This window comes from Viridibacillus sp. d25.2, assembly GCF_055456015.2.
In genome coordinates this window covers 1,249,448-1,264,511 of sequence record NZ_CM196652.1, presented here as the reverse complement: position 1 = coordinate 1,264,511, position 15,064 = coordinate 1,249,448, and the positions used below count along the sequence as shown (strand labels likewise).

At 37.4% G+C, this 15,064-nt stretch carries 16 protein-coding genes and 1 other annotated feature; of the genes, 4 read left to right on the top strand and 12 right to left on the bottom strand.

Annotated features, from left to right (window positions below; all coding sequences use genetic code 11):
• Positions 1-31: 31 nt before the first annotated feature.
• Together ACZLO7_RS06235 and zapA are read right to left on the bottom strand one after the other, a co-directional pair.
• Positions 32-571, bottom strand: a complete 540-nt coding sequence (locus ACZLO7_RS06235) for a CvpA family protein (protein ID WP_464938100.1) — start codon at positions 569-571, stop codon at positions 32-34.
• 5 nt (positions 572-576) lie between these two features.
• A complete protein-coding gene (gene zapA, locus ACZLO7_RS06230) occupies positions 577-837 on the bottom strand; it encodes a cell division protein ZapA (protein ID WP_464938101.1) in 261 nt (86 codons plus the stop codon).
• Positions 838-921: 84 nt separating this feature from the next.
• Here zapA and rnhC point away from each other — a divergent pair, with 84 nt between their 5' ends.
• The gene (gene rnhC / locus ACZLO7_RS06225) at positions 922-1,857 is read left to right on the top strand and encodes a ribonuclease HIII (RefSeq protein ID WP_464938102.1); all 936 of its coding nucleotides are present in this window, start codon (positions 922-924) and stop codon (positions 1,855-1,857) included.
• A 46-nt stretch (positions 1,858-1,903) separates the two neighbouring features.
• Here rnhC and ACZLO7_RS06220 read toward each other — a convergent pair whose 3' ends face one another.
• The 7 genes from ACZLO7_RS06220 to ACZLO7_RS06190 form a co-directional block, all read right to left on the bottom strand.
• Positions 1,904-2,686 carry an ABC transporter permease subunit gene (locus tag ACZLO7_RS06220; protein ID WP_464938103.1) on the bottom strand — a complete coding sequence of 261 codons (783 nt, stop codon included), beginning with the start codon at positions 2,684-2,686 and terminating at the stop codon, positions 1,904-1,906.
• Positions 2,683-3,567 (bottom strand): ABC transporter ATP-binding protein, encoded by an 885-nt coding sequence (locus ACZLO7_RS06215; protein ID WP_464938104.1) that lies wholly within the window; start codon positions 3,565-3,567, stop codon positions 2,683-2,685. Before ACZLO7_RS06215 ends, ACZLO7_RS06220 begins: the two co-directional genes overlap by 4 nt.
• Complete coding sequence (locus tag ACZLO7_RS06210) at positions 3,564-3,752, bottom strand: PLD nuclease N-terminal domain-containing protein (protein ID WP_100794463.1); 189 nt, start codon at positions 3,750-3,752, stop codon at positions 3,564-3,566. Before ACZLO7_RS06210 ends, ACZLO7_RS06215 begins: the two co-directional genes overlap by 4 nt.
• Positions 3,753-3,877: 125 nt before the next feature.
• On the bottom strand, positions 3,878-6,283 hold the full coding sequence (pheT, locus tag ACZLO7_RS06205) for a phenylalanine--tRNA ligase subunit beta (protein ID WP_464938105.1): 2,406 nt from the start codon (positions 6,281-6,283) through the stop codon (positions 3,878-3,880).
• A 12-nt stretch (positions 6,284-6,295) separates the two neighbouring features.
• On the bottom strand, positions 6,296-7,333 hold the full coding sequence (pheS, locus tag ACZLO7_RS06200; RefSeq protein ID WP_464938204.1) for a phenylalanine--tRNA ligase subunit alpha: 1,038 nt from the start codon (positions 7,331-7,333) through the stop codon (positions 6,296-6,298).
• 116 nt (positions 7,334-7,449) lie between these two features.
• Positions 7,450-7,680, bottom strand: a binding site (T-box leader).
• A gap of 63 nt (positions 7,681-7,743) precedes the next feature.
• Complete coding sequence (locus ACZLO7_RS06195; RefSeq protein ID WP_464938106.1) at positions 7,744-8,514, bottom strand: TrmH family RNA methyltransferase; 771 nt, start codon at positions 8,512-8,514, stop codon at positions 7,744-7,746.
• A 23-nt stretch (positions 8,515-8,537) separates the two neighbouring features.
• Positions 8,538-9,515, bottom strand: coding sequence for a zinc-binding dehydrogenase (locus tag ACZLO7_RS06190; RefSeq protein WP_464938107.1), 978 nt, complete (start codon positions 9,513-9,515; stop codon positions 8,538-8,540).
• A 136-nt stretch (positions 9,516-9,651) separates the two neighbouring features.
• On the opposite strand from ACZLO7_RS06190, the gene sspI reads away from it, so the two are divergent.
• Positions 9,652-9,858 carry a small acid-soluble spore protein SspI gene (gene sspI / locus ACZLO7_RS06185; protein ID WP_427752842.1) on the top strand — a complete coding sequence of 69 codons (207 nt, stop codon included), beginning with the start codon at positions 9,652-9,654 and terminating at the stop codon, positions 9,856-9,858.
• A gap of 47 nt (positions 9,859-9,905) precedes the next feature.
• Here the strand turns inward: sspI and ACZLO7_RS06180 are convergent, their stop codons facing one another.
• From ACZLO7_RS06180 to ACZLO7_RS06170, 3 genes are all read right to left on the bottom strand, one after another.
• On the bottom strand, positions 9,906-10,421 hold the full coding sequence (locus ACZLO7_RS06180) for a hypothetical protein (protein ID WP_464938108.1): 516 nt from the start codon (positions 10,419-10,421) through the stop codon (positions 9,906-9,908).
• Positions 10,418-10,627: a helix-turn-helix transcriptional regulator gene (locus ACZLO7_RS06175; protein WP_464938109.1), complete on the bottom strand. Its 210-nt coding sequence runs from the start codon at positions 10,625-10,627 to the stop codon at positions 10,418-10,420. Before ACZLO7_RS06175 ends, ACZLO7_RS06180 begins: the two co-directional genes overlap by 4 nt.
• Before the next feature lie 134 nt (positions 10,628-10,761).
• Entirely contained in the window at positions 10,762-11,907 is a 1,146-nt protein-coding gene (locus ACZLO7_RS06170) for a C40 family peptidase (protein WP_464938110.1), read from the bottom strand.
• A gap of 306 nt (positions 11,908-12,213) precedes the next feature.
• Here ACZLO7_RS06170 and ACZLO7_RS06165 point away from each other — a divergent pair, with 306 nt between their 5' ends.
• Together ACZLO7_RS06165 and ACZLO7_RS06160 are read left to right on the top strand one after the other, a co-directional pair.
• Positions 12,214-13,599: an FAD-binding oxidoreductase gene (locus tag ACZLO7_RS06165; protein ID WP_464938111.1), complete on the top strand. Its 1,386-nt coding sequence runs from the start codon at positions 12,214-12,216 to the stop codon at positions 13,597-13,599.
• Between the two features lie 227 nt (positions 13,600-13,826).
• Positions 13,827-14,801 carry a bile acid:sodium symporter family protein gene (locus ACZLO7_RS06160; RefSeq protein ID WP_464938112.1) on the top strand — a complete coding sequence of 325 codons (975 nt, stop codon included), beginning with the start codon at positions 13,827-13,829 and terminating at the stop codon, positions 14,799-14,801.
• Positions 14,802-15,064 lie beyond the last annotated feature (263 nt).

Genomic DNA, 15,064 nt, shown 5'->3' with positions numbered 1-15,064 from the left:
TCGTGAAAAAACTGCTCTCGGTTGAGAGCAGTTATTTCATGTAGACAAACCACATATTTTTGAACATGCTGGAAATAATCGGTGTGTATTCAAGCATTAATTTTGTTAGGATTGAATTATCCACAGATTTTTGGATACCATCTAATGGTAATAGAGCTAAAATATAAAGTAAAATAAATACTAATATATAAGCTTCTATAAATCCTAATATTCCACCTAAAAAGCGATTGAACGGACCTATAATAGGCACATATTTTAAGAAATCAAAAATTGACGCGACAATCTGCATTGCAAATTTGACGACAAAGAAAATAATTGCAAAGGCTAGTAGCTGATAAAATGTTTGGCTAAGATCTAGTTGTTCCATCGCATAAGTTAACGTAGTATTCCCATCAACTGCTGGATATGGAATCCAAAGCACAAATTTTTCAGCTAAAGGTTTATAATAAAAATAAGCGACAATCATCGCGATTAAAAATCCAATGATATGTATCAACTGGACTACTAAACCTCTTCTTCCACCAGTGATAATGCCGGCAAGTAATAAAATAATTATAAGTATATCAATCATTTACTTCAATCCTTTAGTTTTTTCAGTTCTTCTTCTAATAATACAAGTTGCTCTTTCAATTTCAAACTATCATTTACAGAATTTACAGCTGTTAGGACGGCCAGTTTAGTGCTGTCAAGGCTCGGGTTTGCCTGTTTAATCTCTCTCATAGTATTGTCAACTGTTGACGCGACTAAACGCATATGTGATGTTGACTCTGTACCAAGCATAGTATATGTTTGACCATATATATCAACTGAAATTCGATTTTTTGGTTGCTCTGACACAGCTGCCCCTCCTTAAAATCCTATTTCTAATCATACCATGAAATTGTTTGTCATGTGAATAACGAGAGTAGAAAGGACTATAAAATGTCTAATATTGTAATTTTATTAACAACCGAAAAGCAAGGAGAACTTGCTTCTTATTATGCCTCATCTAGAGTAGAACGCAATGCGCCAGGAGTCATATTTGCCGCAAAATTAAGCGATACTTCTATCACTTCATATAAATCTGGCAAAGTGATGTTCCAAGGAAACGGAGCCGAGCGGGAGTCTAGTCGATGGGGAAAACCTAATGATCCTACTACTAAAAAGACGTCATCGAAGGGTGATAAGTTGCCTTCCAATTTTGAACAACTCTCCGTAATGGGGTCTGATGAAACAGGAACAGGTGATTATTTCGGACCTGTAACGGTAGCCGCAGTATATGTATCTTCTGATAAAATCGAACTCGTTCGTGAACTCGGTGTTAAAGACTCTAAAATGTTGACGGATGACTTTATGCGACAAATCGCGCCTGACTTAATGCGGGCACTACCTCATAGCATTCTAACCGTACGGAACGACAAATATAACACTATTCAAGCTAGAGGCTGGTCACAAGGGAAAATTAAAGCAATGATGCACAACCAAGCACTACATAACGTGCTAGGTAAAATTGCACCAAAAAAACCAGCACATATTTTAATTGACCAATTTGCGGAGCGTGGCATTTATTATAACCACCTAAAAAATGAAAAGACTATCGTTAAAGAGAATGTATTATTCGCTACAAAAGCAGAACAATTACATGTCTCAGTAGCAGCTGCCTCTATTCTAGCACGATATGCCTTCTTAAAAGAAATGGACCGCCTTGGCGATTTAGTTGGCTTTGATTTACAAAAAGGCGCAAGTAATAAAGTAGATGAAATGGCAGCACGTATTTTACTATCAAAAGGCGAAGAGACATTAAAATCAATGACAAAATGGCATTTTGCAAATACCCAAAAAGCACATGCCATTGCCACCAAAAAACGTTCCAAATAAAACAAGCTATTCCTCTCTTTCACGAAGAGAAGGAATAGCTTGTTTTTTATATTTTTACATTCTCCATATTCTTTTTTGCACCGAACACACCGATAACCATCAACACCAATATAACAATGATTGTTGTGGCTACCGATAACCAAAAGTCACCGCTGTCTGGTTTTGAACCAAGCCAAGTTACAGCGTACGTACCCAACTTCCAAGGTGACACTGTCCAAAACTGCCCGATAATACCATCGATTAACTGTAGAAAAAAAGTTAGAAAAATTGCTAGCGTACCGGCAACACCCGTAGAGAACAATGCACTTGATGTAATTGTGACAGTCACTACGAACACTACCCATAGACTATACGTGCCAATGAGGGCTGCTATCCGCCAAACATCTACCTCATCATATAAAATCACTGTATAATAGCAACTTGCTAATAAGCCTATTATTGTACTAAAGAGCGCAACAAGTGTTGCTCCAGACCACTTACTGAAGTAATACGAAGAAAAAGAAATTGGTCGTACATACAGTAGCGCGGCTGTTCGATTTTTTCTTTCCTTACTAATACTCCCCATAAAGCTTAAAACAAATATAAGTGCAACAATGAGATGGAACTGACCAACTGTAGATGCTATTACTTCAAGTGATGTCATATCTGTCATACCCATATCAAAACCCTCAGGCATATTGCCAACAGCCTTCATAATATCTTCCATGTAATATAGTGTTACTGGCTGCATAATGCCATATAACATAAACACAAGTGGAATCCATAAAATCTTTAAGCTACGTACATGATCACGCCATTCTTTTTGTAAAAGCACACACCATTGCATCATAGTTTCGCCACCTTCATGAAGATTTCCTCTAAGCTAGCAGATTGCTGCTCGACTTTGCGAATTGCAAAGTATCCTTTTGCTAACTCCTGAATAACTTGTTGCATTTCATCTGTTTGCAAAATTACGATGTTGCCTTGTTGCTCTGTACTGAATGAACTATTCACTACAAATTGAGCAGCCGCTTCAGCCTCTTTAAATTCCACTATAATTTGACGATGTTCATATTTTGCTTTTACATCATTTAGTGAACCTTGCTCAACTAACTTGCCAGCTTTCAAGAATAATAACTGATCTGTCATTTGCTCAGCATCATTCAAAATATGAGTTGAATATAAAATCGTCATTTCTTTTTGTAGCGATTTCATCAAATTCATCATATCTAGGCGTCCAGCTGGGTCAAGTGCGGATACTGGCTCATCCAATAAAAGCAATTTAGGTTTATGTATAATTGCTTGAACTAGACCTAGTCTTTGTTTCATACCGCCCGAGAACGTGCCAATTTTCTTATTTGCTGCATCTTTTAAGCCAACGAACTGAAGCATTTTCTCTGACTCTTCTTTCGCAACTTGTGCAGTCAACCCACTTAATCGTGCAGCCATAATTAGAAATTCACTCGCTGTGAGCCAAGTATTAAACTGTGGATACTGTGGCAAAAAACCAATAGATGCTCTTGGGTCTCCCGCCATTCCATCGAATTGAATGTGTCCACTTGTCGGTTTTAATAACCCAGCAAGCATCGATAATATCGTTGTTTTACCTGCTCCATTGGGTCCAATCAAAGCAGTTGCCGTGCCTTTTGTTAACTCAAAAGATATATTTTTAATCACTTCATGCTGTCCATAATTCTTTTGCAACGCTGAAACTTGTAATAACTGGCTCATACTTGTTTCCTCCCGAAGATAAAGTAAATAATCGAACCAATAATATTTCCACAGACAATAACAATAGCCCACAGCCATTTTGGACCATTTGTTTGCGGGATTTTCACTAGATCGATTAAAGCAACAATCATCAAAATAAACTGAATAATTATAATTGGTAAAAGCATCATTAATAATGAACTCATCCTGCTCACCTCTTTTTGTTATACAATAAATATAACAGATTGAAACTTCCATGAAAAGGATAATATAAAAAACACCTGATCAAGACAGTTCGTCTGATCAGGTATTTAGTATGGAAATCTATTTATTAACGAATTTGCGCATTCGCTTCTGCTAATGCTTTTAACACTTCTTCATGTGCTGCTACTACTTCTTCATCTGTTAAAGTACGCTCAGGTTCAAAGTATTGTAATGAGAAGGCTACTGATTTCTTGCCTTCTTCCATTTTGTCTCCTTCATATAAATCGAAGACACGAACATCTTTCAATAATGTGCCACCTGCTTGACGGATGATTGCTTCAAGATCAGCTGCTGCTGTGCTTCTATCAACAACTAGTGCAATATCACGTGACATCGATGGGAAACGTGGAACTGGAACGTAAACTAGCGCTTCAATAGATGCGTCTAAAATAGCTGCTAAGTTCATCTCCATTACGTATGTTTCTTTTAAGCCACTAGCTTTTTGTTCAGTCGGGTGCAATTGACCGATTAAACCGATGCGGTTGCCATTTAATAATACGCTAGCAGTACGTCCTGGGTGTAAGCCATCTACAGTTGCACGTTCATATGTTACTGCATCTGCTAAACCTAGGCGATCAAATAACCCTTCCACGATTCCTTTTAATACGAAGAAATCTACTTGTTTATGCTCACCTTGCCAAGCATGATCTACCCATTTTCCTGTGATAACAGCTGCTACATGCTCTTCTTCAAGTGGCAGCCCTTCCTCAGTTAAACCTAAGAATACAGAATCCACTTCATAAAGTGCTACAGTATCCGCTTGACGAGCGATATTATAAGAAGCTGCTTCCACTAAATGTGGAATCAAACTTTGACGTAATGTGCTACGTTCTTCACTCATTGGCATTAACAATTTTGTAACTGAAGCTGTTTCTATAGCATATTTTTGTGAAAGTGCTTCAGATGTTAATGAATAAGTAAGTGCTTGGTAAAGACCCGCACTTTCTAAGTAAGAACGCACGATACGACGTTTTGCTTGATAAGTTGTTAAACCGCCTGGTGTCGATTCGCCAATTGGCATTGTTGCTGGAATTTCATCATAGCCGTAAAGGCGTGCGATTTCCTCCACAATATCTTCTTCAATTTTAATATCTTGACGGCGAGTTGGTGCATCTACATAAAGCATGCCATTCGCAGTTTCAACATCAAATTTTAAACGTTTTAAAATTGATACCATATCATCTAAAGAAATCTTCATACCAAGACGAGCATTGATAAAGTCAGGAGACACGATTACTTTTGAAGGTGTTTTATCCAATTCATCAAAAACAACTGATCCAGCTAATACTTCTCCACCAGCTAATTCTGCTAATAATTTTGCTGCACGTTCTGCTGCAGGAATAACACGGTTTGGATCAAGTCCTTTTTCGAAACGTGCACTTGCATCACTACGTAAGCCTAAGTCTTTTGATGTATAACGTACTGATAAACCTTCGAAGTATGCAGATTCAATGACAACTGTTGTTGTTCCATCATGTACTTCTGAGTTTAAACCACCCATAACACCAGCTACTGCGACAGGTTCTTTTCCATTTGTAATAACAAGGTTTTTTGCATTTAATGTACGTTCTTTATCATCAAGAGTCGTAATTTTTTCGCCTTCATTTGCAAGACGAACAACAATTTCACCTGTTCCTAAACGGTCATAGTCAAATGCATGAAGCGGTTGACCATATTCCATTAAAATGTAATTTGTTACGTCAACTACATTGTTATGTGGGCGAACACCAGCTGCCATTAGACGTTGTTGTAACCATAATGGAGACTCAGTAACTTTGACGTTTTTCACAACTTTTGCTACATACATAGGGTTTTCTGCTGGTGCATCTACACGAAGATTTAAATAATCAGCAGCTTTTTCAGCTGATTCTGTATAATCTAATTCCGGTAATTTAATATCCTCTGAAAGAATTGCACCCACTTCATAAGCAACACCTAACATACTCATAGCATCAGAACGGTTTGGTGTTAAACCAAGTTCAAGCACTGTGTCATATAGACCAAGCACTTCAAGTGGGTCAGCCCCTACTGGCGTTTCTGCAGGTAATACAAAAATACCTTCACTGTAAGCTTTCGGTACTAATTTACCTTCGATACCCAGTTCTTGTAATGAACAAATCATACCGTTTGATACTTCACCACGAAGTTTGGCTTTTTTGATTTTACCACCTGGTAAATGAGCACCTGGACGAGCAACGATAACTTTTTGGCCAACTGCTACGTTTGGAGCTCCACATACGATTTGTGATAATTCCTCTTCACCAAAATCAACTTGGCAAATATTTAATTTATCCGCTTCTGGATGTTTTACTTTTTCTTTTACTTCGCCGACCATTAGCTTTTTCATGCCTTCTGCTAAGTCTGCTATACCGTCAACTTCAATACCAGCGCGTGTAATTTTTTCTGCTAAAACTGCTGGCTCAAGGCCTTGTAAATCTACATATTGTTCTAACCACTTTAATGATACTAGCATGATTTCCCCTCCTTACTGTTCTGTGCGATGGAATTGCGATAAGAATCTAATGTCATTTGTGTAGAAATGACGGATATCATCCACCCCATATTTCAACATTGCAATACGTTCTTGTCCCATACCAAATGCAAAGCCTGAAACTTTCTTAGGATCATAACCTGCCATTTCTAGGACGTTTGGATGTACCATACCAGCACCTAAAATTTCAATCCAACCTGTTTTTTTACATAAGCTACAACCATCTCCACCACATTTGAAACAAGAGATATCCATCTCTACTGAAGGTTCAGTGAATGGGAAGAAACTTGGACGTAAACGAATTTCACGTTCTTGACCAAACATTTTTTTAGCGAAAAGATCCAAAGTACCTTTTAGGTCACTCATTGTAATGTTCTCACTTATTACAAGTCCTTCAATCTGATTGAATTGATGCGAGTGAGTAGCATCGTCATTATCACGGCGGAACACTTTACCTGGACAGATTATTTTCACTGCGGCACCTTGTTTTTTTTCCATTGTACGTGCTTGAACAGGAGAAGTCTGTGTACGAAGTAAAATTTCTTCAGAAATATAGAATGTATCTTGCATATCACGAGCAGGGTGACCTTTTGGTAAGTTCAATGCTTCAAAGTTATAATAGTCTTTTTCAACTTCTGGACCTTCTGCAATTTCATAACCCATGCTGATGAATAAGTCTTCAATTTCTTCAACTACCTTTGTCAGCGGGTGTTTATTACCTACTTTTAAAGATCTCCCTGGTAAAGTTACATCGATAGATTCTTTTTCAAGTTGTTCTTGGATTGCTTTTTCTTCTAGTAATTGTGCACGTGCTTCAAGCACCTCAGTCACTTCTTGACGTACCACGTTTACTAATGCACCCATTTTAGGACGTTCCTCTGCTGGAAGTTTACCCATCCCTTTTAATAAATCCGTAATCGGACCTTTTTTTCCTAAATAAGCAACACGCACATCATTCAACTCTTTAGAGTTTGATGCCGCTGCAATTTTCGCTAAAGCTTCTTCTTTTAGCTGATTTAATTGTTCTTCCATTGCCATTTAAATTCCTCCTTTCAATATCGAAAAGTAAAAACAGGTTGTTTTTACTTTTCATGCAAACCTTCTTTTCAAGTAGCTAAAAAAATTCGCACAAAAAAACTCGCCCCCTAAAAAGGGACGAGGACATAGTTCGCGGTACCACCCTAGTTATTGTACATAAGTACAATCACTTCATTGAAATAACGGCTCTAAACCGGCCAACCTTTACAGCAATTGCTGGTCCCGGTGGCTGCTAACGGAGTGAACTTCCATGTAACACAACTTTATGCACGCTTGCAGTCTTTGGCGGGCACTCCCTAAAAAGTGTAGAAACATATACTTTTTCCGATCGAAGCATTTAAAATATTATTAATTATTGTATGCAATAATAATCATTATACGCAACTAAATTGTTTTCTTCAAGGTCACTTTGCTGAAACTGAGAAGTTATATAACAAAATCCCAGAAGCTACTGCTACGTTTAAAGATTCAGCTTGCCCTAAAATCGGAATGATAACATTTGCATCAGTTTTTGCCAGTAAGTCTGGGTGAATACCATTACCTTCATTGCCCATAATAAGTGCAAATTTATCGCCTTTTTTTACTTCAGAATATACTACTGCATTATCTAAAGCTGTCCCAATTACAGGAATTAGACGATTTTGTAAACTGTCAATCCAGTCTCCCAATTCCCCTTTTACAACTGGTATATGGAAATGTGAACCTTGAGCAGAGCGTACTGTTTTTGGATTAAAAGCATCAGCTGAGCCTTTGCCAAGAATAACAGCATCAATACCAGCAGCATCTGCAGTACGAATCATTGTACCTACGTTACCTGGATCTTGAACTGCATCGATTAATAATAATTTTGTCCAGCCTGCTTGTTCTTCTTCCGTTACCTCACGTTGTTTACATTGTGCGAATATACCTTGAGGGTGTTCTGTTTCAGACAATTCTTTTGCGATTGGTTGTGTTACTTCTACAACAAAAATGTCATCGATATTCCAAGAGTGTGGAATGTCCACACCTTCACGAACAATAATTGTTAGTACCTCACCATTGTTTTTAATTGCTTCTTCAACTAAATGGAAACCTTCAACGATAAATTCCCCAGAACGTTCACGTTCTTTTCTAGTTGTCACTAGCTTTTTCCAATACTTAACTAGTGAATTTTGTGGTGATTCTATTCTTTTCATAAAATGTATACCGCCTTTAATTTTTAAATCGTTATAGTTATTTTGCCAAACTGATGGTTTTCTTTTAAATATTCAAGCGCTTGTTCTGCTTCATCTAACGAGAAAGTACGGTCCATCACTGGATGCGTGTTAAATTCCGTTAAATGCTTAAGGCATGCACGGAATTCATCGCGACTTCCCATTGTAGTCCCATACAATGTATATTGTCCATAGAAAAATTTTCGTAAGTCAAAATCAACAACGTCTTCTGTTGTCGCACCGAACAACACTATTTTACCACCCTTTTTCAAAACATCCAAAGAGCGATTAAAAGTTGCACGTCCAACACTCTCAATGACAATGTCGATTTGTTCTCCATTTAATAATTCTACCCAGTCTCCGTTCGTATCAATCGCTACGTCAGCACCGATTTCAAGCGCTGCATTACGTTTTTCTTCACTTCGAGATGAGACTATGACTCTTGCTCCAACGTTTTTAGCCATTTGGATTAAAAACGTCGCGACACCACTACCTGCTCCGGGGATAAATATTGTATTCCCTGCTTCTATTTGCCCTTTTGTAATTAATGCACGATAACCTGTTAATGGTGAAATACCAATGACAGAAGCCTCTTCAAATGAAAGGTGCGAAGGCTTTCGCTCTAATTGTTCGACTGAAATGGCAATTTTCTCGGCGAAAGTTCCGTTATCAGGGAAGCTTAAAATATCAAAATCGGCTGGAGGGACATCCGAATTTTCGTACCAACGCAACGAAGGATTAATAATTACTTCATCGCCAACTTGCCAATCAGTCACTCCCTCACCGACTTCTTCAATAACGCCTGCTGCATCAGAACCTAAAATCAGCGCCTCGCTATCATTTCCTAAACGTCCTGATGTATACAAATCTCGACGGTTTAACCCCGCAGCTTTAACCGCTACAACTGCTTCTAAAGTGCCCGCTTGCGGATTAGGTAATTCAGTTACTTTAAAAGAACCTTTTTCAAAAACAAATGCTCTCATGATAAAACAACCCCTTAGTTATGTAATTTTTTTCAAAAAATTCTCAATAGTAAATAATATCAACCATTCTAATTTTAACAAATGAATGTATAACTATCGAGCCTAACGGCAAAAATGATAATAGGAGGGATGAAGTATGAATTTTCAAATACGAGAAGCCGTTAAAACTAATGTTCAAGGTCAAAGTGCCGACGAACTGAAGAATGTTGTTGAAGATGCGATTACACGCGGTGAGGAGCATTTACTCCCAGGACTCGGTGTCTTTCTAGAAGCATGGTGGAACAATGCAGATCAACAAAAACAACAAAACTTTATGCAAGATTTAGCCAAAGCCATGGCCTAATAAAAAACTGTCCAAGCGGTGAAATGCGCTCGGACAGTTTTTTCTTTTTAAGAAAATTCAGAAACTTCCTCTTTATCTTCTTTTACATATTTACGGATTTCAAAATAATACATGAGGTTTTGTATAATAGCGATTAATAAAATGATTAGAATATACCAAAAATGATTCAGGGGGATTAAGAATATTAGCACTGCTAACGGTAGTGCATAAGAAATGAAAGTATACACCTTTTGCGTTGCACGCTGTGTAACAGCACGCATCATTTCATCCTCTTCTAAGTACTCAGGAGGTTGGATACTAAACATAGATACTTTATGTTGTGGATTCAATTTGTTATGTTGCCTAAATTTATAAGCATAAGCAGGCAAATAAATTAGACTGAACAACATAGCGGAAATTAGTTGCCAATTAATATTGTTTGTTATATAAATTTCAATCACCCCGTCTTTCCCTTTGCTCCACTCAATAGGGAAAGAATGTGTAACACCATATGCCGCTATAACTAAAATAACAATCCCTAAAATATTCCACAATGGGCTCTGTACACGTAAATCCTTTTTCATTCCTCTTCCTTCCCTTCTAACCAAAATAGTTCATCTACTTTAATTTGTAACTCTGTTGCAAGTTTTAGAGCTAATGTGATTGACGGTGAGAACTCCCCTTTTTCTATAAAGCCAATAGTTTGCCTTGTTACACCGACACGATTTCCTAATTCAGATTGTGAAAAGCTATGTCTTGCTCGAAGCTCCTTCACCCGATTTCTGAGCATTCTACAACCTCCAAAAGTTAAGTTTTATATGCATATTGTAATCTAAACATAACATTATGTAAATTTTTTCAAATTATTTTATAAAAAAACCACAAAAAAGAGAGCTCATTGGCTCTCTTTTATTTGAATATTAATTATCGTACTCGCGCTGCACTCGAGAACATAGATGGGTTGTATGATGCGATTTTCACGACATCACCCGTTTGTGGTGCATGTAGCCATTGTCCATTTCCGATATACATACCAACGTGATACGCTGGGCTACCAAAGAACACTAAGTCACCAGCTTGTACATCATTTGGTGAAATACGAGTACCTGCATTTTGTTGTTGACTAGACGTTCTTGGAAGACTAATACCTTCAGAACGGTAAACATATTGCATTAAACCAGAGCAATCAAAGCCTGATGGTGAAGTTCCACCCCATACATACGGTACACCAAGAAAATTCTTCGCGTAACCAATGAGACCTGATGCATCTCCGCCAGAAGGTTTTTGATTTATTAAATTTAGAACATCATCATTTTTGTTCGATGTTTTTGTGATATTCACTACTGGTGATAAACTTACTTGCTTGTCATCATCTTTTGATGCTGTTTTCACTGCTTCTCTTGCAGCTTTCTCAGCACGCTTTTGAGCGGCCTTTGCAGCTTTTTTAGCGGCTTTTTCTTCTTTAATTGTTTTTTTCGTAGCTTTTAGTTTTGATTCAACTTTCTTTTTATCTTTTTTGATTTGCTTCATTTCTTTAGCTAAATCTTTTTTATCTTCTTTCAACTCTGTATTCACTTTTTTAAGAGATGTTTTAGAAGCAATTAGTTTGTCTTCTTTATCATTTAACTCTGTCATTAAAGATTGATCACTATCTAAAATTTGAGTAACAGCTGTTGTACGGTCGATGAAATCAGACATACCCTCAGATGATAGGAAGACATCTGCATATAACATAAATGTACTTTTGCTTTCACCTTGGATATCTCTTAGTCGTTCTTCATATAATGTTTTGCGCAATTCATATTCTGTTTGCGTTTGTTTAATGTCTTTTTTTGTTTGAGTAATTTTCTCGTTTGAGTTTTTAATTTTCTTGTTTAGTCGATCAACCTTATCCATTGCTTCAATAATACTGTTATCAAGCTTTTGAATTTTTTGCTCTAGCTTTAAGGCTTTTTGTTCAGCTTTTGTTGGAGCTGAGTCATTTGAAGGACTAGCGTAAGAAGGGGATACTTGTAATAGAGCAGCCGCTAAAACGGTTATTGCTAAAACGTTTTTTAATATCTTCTTCATTAATTATCATCTACTTTTCTATGTAATATTATGGATGTTTTGCTATGTTTTTTTACTTGACTAATTTCCAGTTTATACTTCTACTATTTGAAAAACAATATTTCGACATGCACTGTAATATAATTGTAATCTTTGGAGGAGATAATTTAGTCATTCTAAACTTAAAGTTTTATCAAATTAGTACTATCCAAATTTTAGCTTGCGTAATATGGTGACAATATTATAATAAATTCTATTACATTATTAATTTTCCGAAAATAACAACATTTCGGATTGTTCTAAAAATATAAAGTGAGGCGATTTAAAATGACAGTAACAGTCGACACCATTACAGAAGCGTTAAAACAATTCCTTGACGAAGATCAAGTTTCTGTCAACGAGACAGTTAGAGAACTGCACGGACAAGACGAATCTTATCATGAGGCTTGCCTTCCAGATATCGTTGTATTTCCTAAAACGAAGGAGCAAGTAAGTGAGATTATGAAACTTGCCAACGAGCTAGTAGTTCCGGTTGTTCCTTTTGGTCGCGGCTCTAGTTTAGAGGGCCATGTAATTCCTTATGAAAACGGAATTACAATCGACTTTTCTTTAATGGATAAAATTTTAGAAATTCGCCAAGATGATTTGCTTGTAAAAGTACAGCCTGGCGTTACTAGATTGCAATTAAATAAAGAATTAAAAAAACATGGCCTCTTTTTCTCTGTTGACCCGGGTGCCGACGCCACTTTAGGCGGAATGGCTGCGACAAATGCGAGTGGCACAACTGCTGTACGATATGGCGTCATGCGCGACCAAGTACGTGACTTAGAAGTTGTTTTAGCTGACGGTAGAATTATCCACACTGGAAATTTAGCTGCAAAATCATCATCTGGTTACCATTTAAATGGTTTATTTGTTGGCTCTGAAGGTACCCTTGGCTGTTTCACAGAACTTACATTAAAAGTTTATGGTATTCCAGAATTTGAAACGGCTGCCCGCGCTGTCTTTCGAACTGTCGAGAATGCAATTGCTGCTGTTACTTCTATTTTACAAGTCGGCATTCCAATTGCTCGAGTTGAATTAGTAGACGAAGAGTCTATTCGCCAAGTAAATCATTACAGCGACACCGTTTATCCTGAAAAACCAACCCTATTTATCGAATTCCATGGTAATGAAGCAGGCTTAGCACAAGATGTTTCATTTACACGTGAAATTATGGAGGATCATGGTTGCGTAGAAGTGCAGTTCGAATCGGATAACACTGCTCGCACCAAACTGTGGGATGCCCGTCACAACTTAGCATACGCTTATACACACGGTCATCCAGGTAAAAGACAGATGGTAACGGATGTGTGCGTAGCCATCTCAGATTTAGCAGATGCTGTACGTTTTGCACGTCAGCAACTAAATGCTGCTAATCTTCCAGGTGGCGTATTAGGTCATGTCGGTGATGGTAACTTCCACGCAATAGTTATGATTGATTTGAAGAATGCAGAAGCAGTTAAAAGAGCCGATGCCTTCAATGAAGCTATTGTACAATTTGCATTAGATCGCAACGGTACTTGCACAGGAGAACACGGCGTGGGAGTTGGTAAACAAAAATACCAGGCTAAAGAACATGGCGAATCGTATAATGTCATGAAAGCTATTAAAATCTCACTTGATCCAAAGAACATTTTGAATCCAGGTAAAATTGTTCGAATTGAAGAATAATATTAAAATCTGATATTCCGCTTCTAATTTTTATTAGGAGCGGAATTTTTAATTGATTTTCATAATCTTCTTGAAAAATCCTTAATCATCATTATAATAAATATATTATTATAAATATTCAGAATAATATATTTATTTCTTTTCGCAGAGTAGTACTTACTTTCAATAGTTTTTACTTACCCTATTTTAAAAATTTTCAAGCAAGATAAAGAAAGGATGTTGTACAAATGAAAACTCTTGAAACGTTTAGTACTTTTATCGGAAAATACTTTGCTGTATGGGTAATGCTTATTGCCGTAGTAGCTTATTTAGCACCCACACCCTTTTTAGGATTAGGACAATATATCACAATACTACTTGGGGTTGTCATGTTTGGAATGGGACTTACACTAAAAGCCAGTGATTTTAAATTAGTTTTGACAAAGCCGTTACCAGTATTCATCGGAATCGTAGCACAGTTTACGATTATGCCTCTTACTGCACTTGCAATCGCTTATATATTGCAATTACCTTCAGAATTAGCTGCAGGTCTTGTATTACTAGGTTCTGTTCCAGGTGGGACTGCTTCCAATGTTATGGTGTATTTAGCAAAAGGAAACGTGCCCCTATCTATTACAATGACTTCTGTTTCTACATTACTTGCACCAATTTTGACACCACTATTATTATTGCTATTAGCTGGTCAATGGATGCCTGTAGATGCAAAATCAATGTTTATGTCTATTATTCAAGTTATTATCGTTCCAATCGCTCTTGGCATACTTGTTCGCAAATTCTTGCCAACTGTCGTTGATAAAAGTATTTCCATTGTGCCTTTAATTTCCGTTTTCGCAATTATTGTCATAGTATCAGCCGTAGTTTCAGGGAACCAAGATAAAATCGCTTCTGCAGGCTCACTAGTATTCTTTGCAGTATTTTTACACAACGGTGCAGGGTTATTATTAGGATACTACGCAGGCAAATTATGTGGGCTTTCTTTACAAGATCAACGAGCTATTTCTATAGAAGTAGGTATGCAAAACTCTGGATTAGGTGTCGCACTTGCTGCAGCACACTTTGGTCCCCTAGCTGCTTTACCAAGTACATTTGGAGCTGTATGGCATAATATCTCTGGACCAATCCTTGCAACATATTGGTCAAAACGCCCAGTAGGTAATGTTGAGGTTGATAAGATTACTTCTACTGTTACACAGAAGGCCTAAAACGATATAAGATTGCTTCTCAAAAATAAAAAAATCCCCACTAGTTATTGAGGGCACTGAAAAAGTCCATAAAATGAATTTAGCCATGGCGGAAACGATTAATCGTTTCTACCATGGCTTTTTCTTCGATCCGTTAACTTCCGTTCCGGCTGACGCTTTCCTGAGGGCGAACTTTGAGCCTCCTCGTCACTAACGCTCCTGCGGGGTCTCAGCTAGTTTCCCAAGGGGTCGTCGCCTGCATTCCAATTAAGCAGCTTTTCAAG

What these genes read in the sequence shown, in the direction of transcription:
- ACZLO7_RS06175 (WP_464938109.1), bottom strand. Translation starts at nt 10,627, where the DNA reads ATGCTCAGAAATCGGGTGAAGGAGCTTCGAGCAAGACATAGCTTTTCA.
- ACZLO7_RS06195 (WP_464938106.1), bottom strand. Translation starts at nt 8,514, where the DNA reads ATGAAAAGAATAGAATCACCACAAAATTCACTAGTTAAGTATTGGAAA.
- ACZLO7_RS06235 (WP_464938100.1), bottom strand. Translation starts at nt 571, where the DNA reads ATGATTGATATACTTATAATTATTTTATTACTTGCCGGCATTATCACT.
- pheT (WP_464938105.1), bottom strand. Translation starts at nt 6,283, where the DNA reads ATGCTAGTATCATTAAAGTGGTTAGAACAATATGTAGATTTACAAGGC.
- ACZLO7_RS06190 (WP_464938107.1), bottom strand. Translation starts at nt 9,515, where the DNA reads ATGAGAGCATTTGTTTTTGAAAAAGGTTCTTTTAAAGTAACTGAATTA.
- ACZLO7_RS06165 (WP_464938111.1), top strand. Translation starts at nt 12,214, where the DNA reads ATGACAGTAACAGTCGACACCATTACAGAAGCGTTAAAACAATTCCTT.
- rnhC (WP_464938102.1), top strand. Translation starts at nt 922, where the DNA reads ATGTCTAATATTGTAATTTTATTAACAACCGAAAAGCAAGGAGAACTT.
- ACZLO7_RS06210 (WP_100794463.1), bottom strand. Translation starts at nt 3,752, where the DNA reads ATGAGTTCATTATTAATGATGCTTTTACCAATTATAATTATTCAGTTT.
- ACZLO7_RS06160 (WP_464938112.1), top strand. Translation starts at nt 13,827, where the DNA reads ATGAAAACTCTTGAAACGTTTAGTACTTTTATCGGAAAATACTTTGCT.
- ACZLO7_RS06180 (WP_464938108.1), bottom strand. Translation starts at nt 10,421, where the DNA reads ATGAAAAAGGATTTACGTGTACAGAGCCCATTGTGGAATATTTTAGGG.
- ACZLO7_RS06220 (WP_464938103.1), bottom strand. Translation starts at nt 2,686, where the DNA reads ATGATGCAATGGTGTGTGCTTTTACAAAAAGAATGGCGTGATCATGTA.
- ACZLO7_RS06170 (WP_464938110.1), bottom strand. Translation starts at nt 11,907, where the DNA reads ATGAAGAAGATATTAAAAAACGTTTTAGCAATAACCGTTTTAGCGGCT.
- ACZLO7_RS06215 (WP_464938104.1), bottom strand. Translation starts at nt 3,567, where the DNA reads ATGAGCCAGTTATTACAAGTTTCAGCGTTGCAAAAGAATTATGGACAG.
- pheS (WP_464938204.1), bottom strand. Translation starts at nt 7,333, where the DNA reads ATGGAAGAACAATTAAATCAGCTAAAAGAAGAAGCTTTAGCGAAAATT.
- sspI (WP_427752842.1), top strand. Translation starts at nt 9,652, where the DNA reads ATGAATTTTCAAATACGAGAAGCCGTTAAAACTAATGTTCAAGGTCAA.